14 protein-coding genes and 1 tRNA gene are annotated in these 9,592 nt (G+C 68.4%); 8 read left to right on the top strand and 7 right to left on the bottom strand.

Annotated features, from left to right (window positions below):
- From INE98_RS08910 to INE98_RS08895, 4 genes are all read left to right on the top strand, one after another.
- Window positions 1-981, top strand: a 981-nt coding sequence (locus INE98_RS08910; protein WP_293538326.1) for a cytochrome P450, incomplete at its 5' end; no start/stop codon positions are given.
- A gap of 14 nt (window positions 982-995) precedes the next feature.
- The gene (locus tag INE98_RS08905) at window positions 996-1,172 is read left to right on the top strand and encodes a rubredoxin (protein WP_110449545.1); all 177 of its coding nucleotides are present in this window, start codon (window positions 996-998) and stop codon (window positions 1,170-1,172) included.
- Window positions 1,173-1,382: a DUF1272 domain-containing protein gene (locus tag INE98_RS08900; RefSeq protein ID WP_293538324.1), complete on the top strand. Its 210-nt coding sequence runs from the start codon at window positions 1,173-1,175 to the stop codon at window positions 1,380-1,382.
- A 579-nt stretch (window positions 1,383-1,961) separates the two neighbouring features.
- Window positions 1,962-2,108 carry a DUF1272 domain-containing protein gene (locus INE98_RS08895; RefSeq protein ID WP_367120180.1) on the top strand — a complete coding sequence of 49 codons (147 nt, stop codon included), beginning with the start codon at window positions 1,962-1,964 and terminating at the stop codon, window positions 2,106-2,108.
- 76 nt (window positions 2,109-2,184) lie between these two features.
- Here the strand turns inward: INE98_RS08895 and INE98_RS08890 are convergent, their stop codons facing one another.
- The 3 genes from INE98_RS08890 to INE98_RS08880 all read right to left on the bottom strand — a co-directional run bounded on the left by INE98_RS08890 (window position 2,185) and on the right by INE98_RS08880 (window position 3,752).
- Complete coding sequence (locus tag INE98_RS08890; RefSeq protein ID WP_293538320.1) at window positions 2,185-2,559, bottom strand: VOC family protein; 375 nt, start codon at window positions 2,557-2,559, stop codon at window positions 2,185-2,187.
- A gap of 113 nt (window positions 2,560-2,672) precedes the next feature.
- On the bottom strand, window positions 2,673-3,191 hold the full coding sequence (locus INE98_RS08885) for a 2'-5' RNA ligase family protein (RefSeq protein WP_293538319.1): 519 nt from the start codon (window positions 3,189-3,191) through the stop codon (window positions 2,673-2,675).
- A 3-nt stretch (window positions 3,192-3,194) separates the two neighbouring features.
- Window positions 3,195-3,752, bottom strand: a complete 558-nt coding sequence (locus INE98_RS08880; protein WP_293538317.1) for an AAA family ATPase — start codon at window positions 3,750-3,752, stop codon at window positions 3,195-3,197.
- 111 nt (window positions 3,753-3,863) lie between these two features.
- Here INE98_RS08880 and INE98_RS08875 point away from each other — a divergent pair, with 111 nt between their 5' ends.
- On the top strand, window positions 3,864-4,388 hold the full coding sequence (locus INE98_RS08875) for an SMI1/KNR4 family protein (RefSeq protein ID WP_293538315.1): 525 nt from the start codon (window positions 3,864-3,866) through the stop codon (window positions 4,386-4,388).
- 5 nt (window positions 4,389-4,393) lie between these two features.
- Here INE98_RS08875 and INE98_RS08870 read toward each other — a convergent pair whose 3' ends face one another.
- Together INE98_RS08870 and INE98_RS08865 are read right to left on the bottom strand one after the other, a co-directional pair.
- A complete protein-coding gene (locus INE98_RS08870) occupies window positions 4,394-4,633 on the bottom strand; it encodes a GIY-YIG nuclease family protein (RefSeq protein ID WP_293538314.1) in 240 nt (79 codons plus the stop codon).
- Window positions 4,634-4,765: 132 nt separating this feature from the next.
- A tRNA-Ile gene (locus INE98_RS08865) sits at window positions 4,766-4,841 on the bottom strand.
- A 133-nt stretch (window positions 4,842-4,974) separates the two neighbouring features.
- Here INE98_RS08865 and INE98_RS08860 point away from each other — a divergent pair.
- Window positions 4,975-5,703 carry an SIMPL domain-containing protein gene (locus INE98_RS08860; RefSeq protein WP_293538312.1) on the top strand — a complete coding sequence of 243 codons (729 nt, stop codon included), beginning with the start codon at window positions 4,975-4,977 and terminating at the stop codon, window positions 5,701-5,703.
- Window position 5,704: 1 nt separating this feature from the next.
- Complete coding sequence (locus INE98_RS08855) at window positions 5,705-6,511, top strand: enoyl-CoA hydratase/isomerase family protein (protein ID WP_293538311.1); 807 nt, start codon at window positions 5,705-5,707, stop codon at window positions 6,509-6,511.
- Between the two features lie 355 nt (window positions 6,512-6,866).
- Here INE98_RS08855 and INE98_RS08850 read toward each other — a convergent pair whose 3' ends face one another.
- Entirely contained in the window at window positions 6,867-7,361 is a 495-nt protein-coding gene (locus tag INE98_RS08850; protein WP_293538309.1) for a DUF1003 domain-containing protein, read from the bottom strand.
- A 72-nt stretch (window positions 7,362-7,433) separates the two neighbouring features.
- Window positions 7,434-8,255: a MipA/OmpV family protein gene (locus tag INE98_RS08845; RefSeq protein ID WP_293538307.1), complete on the bottom strand. Its 822-nt coding sequence runs from the start codon at window positions 8,253-8,255 to the stop codon at window positions 7,434-7,436.
- Between the two features lie 99 nt (window positions 8,256-8,354).
- Here INE98_RS08845 and INE98_RS08840 point away from each other — a divergent pair, with 99 nt between their 5' ends.
- Window positions 8,355-9,518 carry an MFS transporter gene (locus INE98_RS08840; RefSeq protein ID WP_293538305.1) on the top strand — a complete coding sequence of 388 codons (1,164 nt, stop codon included), beginning with the start codon at window positions 8,355-8,357 and terminating at the stop codon, window positions 9,516-9,518.
- Window positions 9,519-9,592 lie beyond the last annotated feature (74 nt).

Genomic DNA, 9,592 nt, shown 5'->3' with positions numbered 1-9,592 from the left:
GTCCAGATGGACAACCCCGACCACATGGCCTACCGGCGCCTGACCCAGGGCTGGTTCATGCCGCAGAACCTGCGCAAGCTCGAGGACCGCATCCGCGAGATCGCCCGGGGCTTTGTCGACCGGATGGCGGCGCAGGGCGACCGCTGCGACTTCGCCCGGGACGTGGCCTTCCTCTACCCCCTGCATGTCATCATGGAGGTGATCGGCGTGCCGGAAGCGGACGAGCCGCGCATGCTCAAGCTGACCCAGGAGCTGTTCGGCAGCGCCGACCCGGACCTCAACCGGACCGGCGAGGAGATGACCATCAGCGCCAACGGCGTCGACACCATCCAGGCCGTCGTCATGGACTTCATGATGTATTTCAACGCCATCACCGAGGATCGCCGGAAGAGCCCCCGCGACGACCTGGCCAGCGTGATCGCCAACGGCCAGGTGAACGGCGCGCCCCTCGGCCACCTGGAGGCCATGAGCTACTACATCATCGCCGCCACCGCCGGGCACGACACCACCTCGTCCACCACCGCCGGCGCCCTGTGGGCCCTGGCCGAGAACCCGGACCAGTTCCGGAAGGTCAAGGCCGACCCTTCCCTGATCCCGGGCCTGGTGGAGGAGTCCATCCGCTGGGTCACGCCGGTGAAGCACTTCATGCGCACCGCCACCGCCGACGCCGAGCTGGCGGGGAAGAAGATCGCCCAGGGCGACTGGATGATGCTCTGCTACCCCTCGGGCAACCGGGACGAGGCCCAGTTCGCCGACCCCTTCCGGTTCGACGTCACCCGCAGCCCCAACAAGCACGTGGCCTTTGGCTACGGCGCCCATGTCTGCCTGGGCCAGCACCTGGCGCGGATGGAGATGCGCATCCTCTGGGAGGAACTCCTGCCCCGCCTCGAGGCCGTGGAGCTGGACGGCGCGCCCCGCAACATGGTCGCCAACTTCGTCTGCGGCCCCAAGTCGGTGCCCATCCGCTTCAGGATGAGCTGAGCCGGAGGCCCCCCATGGCCGAGGCCTTCAAGACCTGGCAGTGCCGCACCTGCGGCTACATCTACGAGGAAGAGTTCGGCGACCCGCCGGAGGGCCTGGCCCCCGGCACCCGCTGGGCCGACATCCCCGCCGACTGGATCTGCCCCCTCTGCGGGACGCCCAAGTCGGACTTCGACATGATCGAGCTCTGAATGCTGAAGATGAAACCCGCCTGCGAGCGGTGCGCCGCCGCCCTCCCCGCCGACCGGACCGGCGCCTTCATCTGCTCCTTCGAGTGCACCTTCTGCGAGGCTTGCGCCGGGGGCGAGCTGGCCGGCGCCTGCCCGAACTGTTCCGGCGTCCTCCTGCCCCGCCCGCCCCGGGCCGCCGCCCTGCTGGAGCGCTTCCCGCCGCAGGGGTGACGCCCCGTGTTCGGGAATGCCGAATTACACGACTACCCGGCCGCCCTTCACACCAGAGTCTTACAAGGCGGCGCTTGGTAATGAGTGGCCGTCCTCGGGCTAGTCTCGAGACCAGCGCGGCGGCAGCGCCTCTCATGGGTGAGTAACACGCAGACCGACCGACCTGTCAGCGGCCAGCCTACAATTCGCAGAGCGTTCAAATAGCGCTTGGCAAGCCCGGAAAATGGTATTCACTCTACCTTGCAGTTTTCTTTTCCCGTGCGTCAAGAGAAGCCATGAGGTCTCTAATTCGCAATCTGAAGGAAAAATAGATTTCATGTGCGCGTCTTTCCAAATTGGAGATCGGAAATGAAAGTGACTTCAGAATTCAATAATCTCCGGGATAAGTTCAAATCACTGCCGAGATGGGTCCGATATTGTTTCATTTTTCTAATGTTTTTGTTTCTCATGTCTAATTCTATGAACTATATTATGGATTTTTCTATAGGTTTCCGTGATGGTCTATTTAACCATCCTCACAGAGATAATGGATAGCAATTTTAAAGCTGGATGCCCTTAACGGCCTAGGGCTGTGGAGAAGTGCGCGAAGCCGCAATGCCAACTGACCAGGCCGCTGCCTTCATTTGTTCCTTCGAGTGCGCATTCTGCGAGGCCTGCGCTTGCGTCCTCCTCCCCCGCCCGCCCCGGGCCGCCGCCCTGCTGGAGCGTTTCCCGCCGCAGGGTTAAGGGCTCTGCATACGAAAAAGGCGGCGCCCCGTGAAGGACGCCGCCCGATTTCGTACAGGGCCGTCTCAGGCCCGGATCACATGCGGTGCAGGGCGCACAGCTTGTTGCCGTCCGGATCGCGGAGGTAGGCCAGGTAGAGCTTGCCCTGGCCGCCCTCGCGCACGCCGGGCGGGTCCTCGCAGGTGGTCCCGCCCGAGGCGACGCCCGCCGCATGCCAGGCGTCGGCCTGGGCCGGCGTGGTGCAGGCGAAGCCGATGGTGCCGCCGTTGCCGGCGGTGGCCGGCTCGCCATTGATCGGCAGGCTTACCGAGAAGATGCCCGTGGGCGTGATGTAGAAGATCCGGTGCCCGTCCACCCGCGCCGGCGGCACGCCCAGCGTGCCGAGCACGGCGTCATAGAAGGTCTTGGCCTTCTCCAGGTTATTGGTGCCGATCATGATGTGCGAGAACATCGGTGTTTCCCCTTATGTGTGGCCGTCCGTCGCGGACGGGGCGGGCGGCATAGAAGGGGGTTTGGAGGGCGGAGGCAATGGGGATGGGGGGTCGGGTGACAAGTGGGATGAGCCTAGGGCGCGCCTAGCCTCACATTGTGGAGGTCTTCTACCCCTTCCCCGTCGAAGTCCCCGATCGTCATGACGGAAAGCCTCCCTGGGATGTCTACGGCCGGGAGAGACGCCGCCGCCGTCTTTGCATCCTCGTATCTTTCGAAACGACCGACGGTGACGTGAGGGAGATAGACGGCCGTGGGGTGAAGGTTTCTCGCCAGCACCCCGCTGTAAAGCCTGTCATGAAGGTCGGAAATGGTCTGATCGCCTTCGTCGGGCAGAAGGAACAGATGAGCCGCCGGGCTCAGCGGATCGGGAACAGCCGCAACCCCGGCAAGCCGGAACGGGATCGGGGCGACACCCGCGGCGATGGACCTGGCATGATCCAGCACATCGTCCAGCGGAACGCCCGCGAACGGGAAGACGAGGGTGAAGTGGGGTTCTACCCTTCCCTGCAGGCGGTCGAAACGTTGGCGGATGTCCTCAATTTCCACCCGATCACGAGCGGAGATCTCGAGTTTGGCGTAGATGACGAGCACGGATCAGACCGGCCGGAGGTGGTTTGAAGACAGCCAATCGACAATCCGTCCGGCAACACGATCCGCAGACTCTTGAGTGATGTCCAGATTGAGCGTTTGGGCGGCGCCCTGACCGGCCAGGCGACGGCGGGATAGGTCCTCCACGCCTGTGGGGTCGCTCAACTTGCCTCTTGCGATCCTGCCCTCCGTCACAATCCGGCGGCGATGTTCCGCAGGATCGCAGGAAAGGTGGACGGCAAGGAGTATGCCGCCCCGGCGCGTCGCCAGAGCCAGCACTTCGTTCCAGCTCTCTTGTCCCCAGTCTGAATCCTCAAAATCGGCCCCGGTGATGATGACGCTTACTGACGGCGGTAGACTCAGAATCCGTGCGTAGGCGAGGTTTCGAACTGCCCGAACGGTCTCGTAGAATTCTGGCGACCTGAACTCCGTGAGCGCGAAAGCAACATCATAGACGGAATGATTGTCGAGAAGTCGCGCACCGATCATGGGCGCCAGATGGCGCCCAATTGTAAGCTTGCCCACGCCCGGTGGCCCGTTCAGGTGGATAAGAGGCGCTGGCATGGCGTCATCTTAAGAACGCGATGCACTCCTTCAAGTCGCAATGTCACGGGATCGACCCGGCGCCCCGGCGGACTGCGATCGCGCCTCCCGGCCCCGACGATGGAGCGAAAAATGAACATCTCGGTTCACGAAGCCTGCCACTCACTTGAAGCCCAGGGCGCGCTTCACCGGCGGCGGGGTGGAAGTCCGGACGGCCTCGTGGCCTACGTCCGGGCGCTCCTCGGCGACCAGATGCCCGCCGACCTCGAGGCCTTCTACCGGGAAGGCGTCGAGGCTGTCGGCGACTTCAGGGCCATCCTCCCGAAGTGGAATGAACGCCCTGAGCGGCGACGGGAGGGTATGCTTCGGGCCCTGCTGCCGGTTCAGGCGGTCCCGATCTTCTCGGATGGCGCCGGGAGCCTCTACGGCCTGGACCTGTCCTCCGGCGCGGCGAGCCCGGCGGTCTACTTCTTTGATCACGAGGACCTTTTCGAGCGGCCGCGCTGGGCCGCCGGCTCTTCCCTGGGTCACTTCCTGCTGCTGCTGGGGCGGCACGACCAGGCGATAGCGGAGGGATGCCCGGCGGGCTGGGAGCGCAGCATCGATCCAGATATCGAGAGTTGCCCACGCGCGCCGCCGATCTGGCGGGCGGGGTAAGCGCGCTACAGACGCTTCATCGCGAAGGCGCGCCCGGACCCCGATTTGAGATATCTTTCGAAGGCATGGGCCTGCCCTTCTTCGGAGAAGGCCACGTAGGTCTTGATCTCCCAAGGCGCGAACTTCGACGTATGGGAGACCTCGCCGGCGTTGTGACGTTTAAGCCGTGACCGCAGATCGCCCGTCACGCCGACGTAAAAGCGCTCGGGCGTTTGCAGGCTTCGAAGGATGTAAACGTAGGTCATTCCTGAGCCTCCGATAATGCCTGCGCCAGCCCGACTCCGCCCTCCGGGCTTCGTCGCGGCAGCCTCCCCTAGCTTCGCCCCCACCCCCCTGGGCTGGCTTGCCGAGCCGAAGCTCGCGAAGCGAGTGAAGGCTGGTGGGCCCGGCAGGACTCGAACCTGCAACCAGACCGTTATGAGCGGTCGGCTCTAACCATTGAGCTACAGGCCCCCGCGCCCGGTTAGCATGGCGGCCGGCCTGTCGGAAGGCTCCAGGGCGTTCAGCGCCGGTTCAGGGCGGGGCGCGGAGGGTTGGCGCGGGGACGGGGGCGTCCTAGGCTCAACCTGCATTGAGGAGCGCCCGCATGAAGACCGCATCCGCCCCCGTCCTGGCCCTTGCCCTGGCTCTGGCCCTGCCTTTCGCGGCGGCGCCCCCCGCCCGGGCCCAGGAGGCGCCCGGCCCCGCCACCCTGACAGTGTCCGCCGAGGGCGTGAGCCGCAGGGCGCCGGACATGGCCTCTCTCTCCCTCGGCGTGATCACCGAGGCGCCCACCGCCGGGGAGGCCCTGCGGCTCAACGCCGAGCGGATGACCCGGGTGATGGCCGCCCTGAAGAGGGCGGGCCTGGCTGACCGCGACCTCCAGACCAGCGGCCTGTCGATCTCGCCCCAGTACGACTATCCCAATGGCCAGCCGCCGGCGCTGCGGGGCTACCAGGCCGCCAACCAGGTGACGGCCACGGTGCGCGACCTGGCCCGCCTCGGCCCGGTGCTGGACGCCTCGGTCGGCGCCGGGGCCAACTCCGCCGGCCAGGTCAGCTTCGGCCTGGCCGACCCGCTGGCCGCCGAGAACGCCGCCCGGGAGGCGGCGGTGAAGGCCCTGAAGGCCAAGGCCGACCTCTATGCCCGGGCCACCGGCCACACCGGCATACGCCTGACCGCTTTGTCCGAGGGCGGCTTTGTCCCCCAGCCCCGGCCGATGATGAAGGCCTACGCCATGGCCGCCCCCATGGCCGAGGCCGCGCCCACCCCCGTCGCCCCCGGCGAGCTGAACCTCAGCATCACGGTCAGCGGCGTCTTCGAACTGGTGAAGTAGAATGGACGATCCCGTCACCCGCGACTGGCGCTTCCTGAAGGTGGAGCCGGAGGGCCCCACCGTGGTGGTGCGCCTGCACCGGCCCGACGCCCGCAACGCCCTGAACACCGGCCTGATGGTGGAGCTGACCGAGTTCGCCCGCGCCATCCGGCGGCGGACCGACATCTCCACGGTCATCCTGACCGGCTCGGATCGCTATTTCAGCGCCGGCGCGGACCTGGCCGCCCAGGGCGAGCGGCGGCGGCCGACCCTCCTGGAGACCCGGGAGGCGGTGATGGCCGGCCCGGACATGTGCGAGGCCTGGGAGCAGGTGGAGGCGGTGACCATCGCCGCCATCGAGGGCTACTGCATCGGCGGCGGCTGCGCCCTGGTCCTGGCCTGTGACTTCCGCATCCTGGGCGAGGGCGCCTACCTGCGCCTGCCGGAGGTGCCCCTGGGCATCAACATGAGCTGGCGGTCCATCCCGCGCATCCACGCCCTGGTCGGCCCGGCCCGGGCCAAGCAGTTCGTCATATTCGGCGAAGCCGTCCACGCCGCCGAGGGCCTGGCCTGGGGCTTCTGCGAGGAGGTCGTTCCCCCCGGCGGCGCGCTCGAGGCGGCGCGGGCCTGGGCCGCCAAGGTCGCCGCCCTGCCGCCCCTGCCGGTGCGCATGACCAAGGAGGCGGTGGACGCCCTCGACAAGGCCAACCACCACGCCGCCACCTTCATGGACCGCGACCAGTACCTGCTGACGCGCCTGAGCGACGACTTCCGCGAGGGAGTGGCGGCCTTCTTCGAGAAGCGGCCGGGAAAGTTCAGCGGCGACTGAGACGCGCCGGGGCGAGGCCGCACTGGGGGGGGTCGACGGCCCCTCAGCAGACCCCCTCCAGCCCGCTGCGCGGTCCACCTTCCGAGGGGGACCCCTGCAGGTCTCCGTCCATGGCCCCGGAGAGGCGCTGAAGGCGTGTTCTGGCGGCCTGTGGCTGGGTCTTGGGGGTGATCTTGAGGTGTGCGGACGAACTCCGGGCGTTTCAGATCGTTACTGCGGCGGCGCGGTGATCACCGCCCGCACCAGGCCCCTCCTCGCGAAGTCCCGCCAGCTGACCCTCAATCCCTGACCTGTCCAACAGCGCCGAAACACGGTCCAGGGCCCGAACTCCGCGCCGCCGCGCCGCCGCCCGGGTTCAAGTGCGCCGGGTCTCCAGGGCTTCGGTGAGGCTCCGGACCGCGCGGGCGATGTCGGCCAGTTCCTGTTCCTTGAGAGCGTCGATCTTGGTGTGCAGGAGCTCGATCTCCAGCTCGGCCTTCACATTGACCTGGTAGTCGGTCTCGGCCTTGCGGCGGTCAATGTCCTGCTGCCGGTTCTGGCTCATCAGGATGAAGGGCCCGGCATAGGCGGCCTGGAAGGACAGGGCGAGGTTCAGGAGGATGAAGGGGTAGGGATCCCAATGCTGGATCCAGGCGATCACGTTGAGGGTCACCCAGCCCGCCAGCAGGACGGACTGGATGATGATGAAGGGCCAGGAGCCGATGGTGGCGGCTACGGCGTCAGCCACCTTCTGACCGATAGAGACGCCCGCGCCGTCCTCGGTCGCCTCCCTGAGGAGGCGGCGCTGGCGACGCAGTTCCTCGAGCAGGCGGCTTTCAGCGTCGTGGATGCGGGTGTTGAGGTCGGTCATGTGGGATCCCCGGAAGCGGAGCCCCATCCTCACCAGACCCCGGCGCCGGGGCCAAGTCCGTTTCGGACCGGATCAGGACCCGCCGAAGCCGAAGCGCCAGGTCACGCCTGTGGAGACGAAGACCGCGTCCCGCTCGCCGCGCCGGACCAGGGGGCTCTTTTCGATATCGCCCAGCCGCCGGTCCCATCCGGCCTCGACCTGAAGCATGGCCCGGTCGCTGATCGCCCGCCCCCAGCTGGCGGCGAGGCCCGCGCTGGCCAGGCCTCCGTCCGGGGCGTAGGCGGTCAGCTTCCCGCCGGAGGCGGCGGCCTCGGCGGGGGTCACGCCCAACCAGGTCCGGGCATAGTCCCGGCCCGCCAGGTCGATCCGGGGCCCGATCGCCATCAAGGTCGCAGGAGAGGGCGACCAGATGAGGTCCGCCCCGGCCCGGGCGGTCAGGCCGCTATACCCCATCACCCCCGCGCGGACCTCGGCGAAGGCCCGCCAGGTCTTGCGGTTCACCCCGGCGCCCAGGCCGAGGCCCAGCGAGCCGTCGACATCGCGCATTCCCGCCAGGTCGGCGTCGTCGGAAGCCCGGCGCTCGCCCTGGTACCGGAAGGCCGGATAGAAGAAGACGCCCTCGGCGGCGCCGCCGCCCACCACACCCGCCAGGGGCAGGGTCAGCCGCTCCACACCGAACAGGGGACGGGCGCGGACCGTCATCTCGCCGGCCCCCGGATAGGTCGGGACGAGCCGGGCGGCGAGGCCGATGTCGAGCACGAAATCGGTGTCGGGTACAGGCATGGAGGCCGGCGCCGGCAGGGAGGGGTCGGCCAGGGCGAGGCCCGGGACGGCGAGGACCAGGGCGACGGCCGCGGCCGTTGGGAATGGCCGGAAGGGACGGGACCGGGTCATGGGGGGGCTCCTGAAGGGTCTGGCCTATCTGGCGTCCGCCGGCGTCCGCCGCAAGCCTAGCCCCGGGGCGCCTGCCGCCGACTCGCGCTAGCGGAGGTCATGCCCACCACCCTTCGCCTCGGCCTGGTCTACGCCGCTCTCTACGTGGGCAGCGCCGCCAGCACGCCCTTCATGCCGGTCTGGCTGAGCGAGAAGGGACTGACGGGCGCCCAGGTGGGGCTCGTCCTGTCCCTGCCCATGCTGTTCCAGATCCTGACCTCTCCGGCCCTGGCCCTGTGGGCCGACCGGTTCCGTCTGCGCCGAACGCCCATCGCCTGGCTGGCGGTCGGGACCTGCGTGACCTATCTCGCCCTGGCCGGACTGGACGGCCTGCCGGCCCTCGCCCTAGCCTGGCTTCTGGCCGCCAGCCTCTATCTCGCCCTGCCGCCCCTGATCGACGTCATCGCCCTGTCGCGCGCCCAGGCGGAGGGCTTCAACTATGGCCTGCCCAGGGGCCTGGGGTCGGCGGCCTACATCGGTGCGGCCATTGCGACCGGCGCCCTTGTCACAGCGGTTTCCGTGGATGTCGCCCTGGCTTGGATGATCTTCGCCGCCGGCCTGACGGCGGTCTGCGCCCGTTTCCTGCTGCCGGCGGACACGGCGCCCGGCCCCGCCGCGGCGGGCCGTGGAGGCGGCGGCGGCCTGGAGGGACTGAAGACCCTGGTGCGGGACCCGGTCTTCCTTCTCGCCGTCGGCTCGGCAGGCCTGATCCAGTCCGCCCACGCCTTCTACTACGCCTTCTCGGCCCTCGCCTGGAAGGCGCAGGGCCTGCCCGAGAACCTGACCGGCCTGCTCTGGGGCGTCGGGGTGGCGGTGGAGGTCGCCTTCCTGTGGTTCGGGGCCAGACTTCAGAGGCGGCTCGGCCCCCGGAACCTGCTGATCATCGGCGGCGTTGCGGGCGTCCTGCGATGGAGCCTTCTGGCGCTGTCGCCGCCGCTGTGGGTGCTGGTCCCGCTCCAGGCCCTGCACGCCCTGACCTACAGCGCCGTCTTCCTGGCCTCGATCCAGCTGGCGGCCCGGCTGTCGGGCCCGCAGACGGCCTCAGCCGCCCAGCTGGTCAACGCCGCCCTGCAGGGCGGAATCCTGAGCGGCCTGGCCACCCTGGCCTCCGGGCCGCTGTTCGATGCGGTCGGGGCCCATGGCTACCTGGCCATGACCGGCATGGCGGCGGCGGGCCTCGTCGGCGCCCTCGGCCTCTACCGGGTCCGTCGGCTGCAGGACTGAGCCGCGGGCGTGTGCGCCCGTGAGACCGCTGACCGCCCTCCGGCCCGCTTCGCGGTCCACCTCCCCCTCAAGAG

Source organism: Phenylobacterium sp. (genome assembly GCF_020253645.1).
In the GTDB taxonomy this organism is placed as follows: Bacteria; Pseudomonadota; Alphaproteobacteria; order Caulobacterales; family Caulobacteraceae; genus Phenylobacterium.
The sequence above is the reverse complement of the archived record's forward strand: the minus strand, read 5'-3'. Positions and strand labels throughout refer to the sequence as shown.

What these genes read in the sequence shown, in the direction of transcription:
- INE98_RS08905 (WP_110449545.1), top strand. Translation starts at nt 996, where the DNA reads ATGGCCGAGGCCTTCAAGACCTGGCAGTGCCGCACCTGCGGCTACATC.
- INE98_RS08900 (WP_293538324.1), top strand. Translation starts at nt 1,173, where the DNA reads ATGCTGAAGATGAAACCCGCCTGCGAGCGGTGCGCCGCCGCCCTCCCC.
- INE98_RS08890 (WP_293538320.1), bottom strand. Translation starts at nt 2,559, where the DNA reads ATGTTCTCGCACATCATGATCGGCACCAATAACCTGGAGAAGGCCAAG.
- INE98_RS08880 (WP_293538317.1), bottom strand. Translation starts at nt 3,752, where the DNA reads ATGCCAGCGCCTCTTATCCACCTGAACGGGCCACCGGGCGTGGGCAAG.
- INE98_RS08875 (WP_293538315.1), top strand. Translation starts at nt 3,864, where the DNA reads ATGAACATCTCGGTTCACGAAGCCTGCCACTCACTTGAAGCCCAGGGC.
- INE98_RS08870 (WP_293538314.1), bottom strand. Translation starts at nt 4,633, where the DNA reads ATGACCTACGTTTACATCCTTCGAAGCCTGCAAACGCCCGAGCGCTTT.
- INE98_RS08860 (WP_293538312.1), top strand. Translation starts at nt 4,975, where the DNA reads ATGAAGACCGCATCCGCCCCCGTCCTGGCCCTTGCCCTGGCTCTGGCC.
- INE98_RS08855 (WP_293538311.1), top strand. Translation starts at nt 5,705, where the DNA reads ATGGACGATCCCGTCACCCGCGACTGGCGCTTCCTGAAGGTGGAGCCG.
- INE98_RS08850 (WP_293538309.1), bottom strand. Translation starts at nt 7,361, where the DNA reads ATGACCGACCTCAACACCCGCATCCACGACGCTGAAAGCCGCCTGCTC.
- INE98_RS08845 (WP_293538307.1), bottom strand. Translation starts at nt 8,255, where the DNA reads ATGACCCGGTCCCGTCCCTTCCGGCCATTCCCAACGGCCGCGGCCGTC.
- INE98_RS08840 (WP_293538305.1), top strand. Translation starts at nt 8,355, where the DNA reads ATGCCCACCACCCTTCGCCTCGGCCTGGTCTACGCCGCTCTCTACGTG.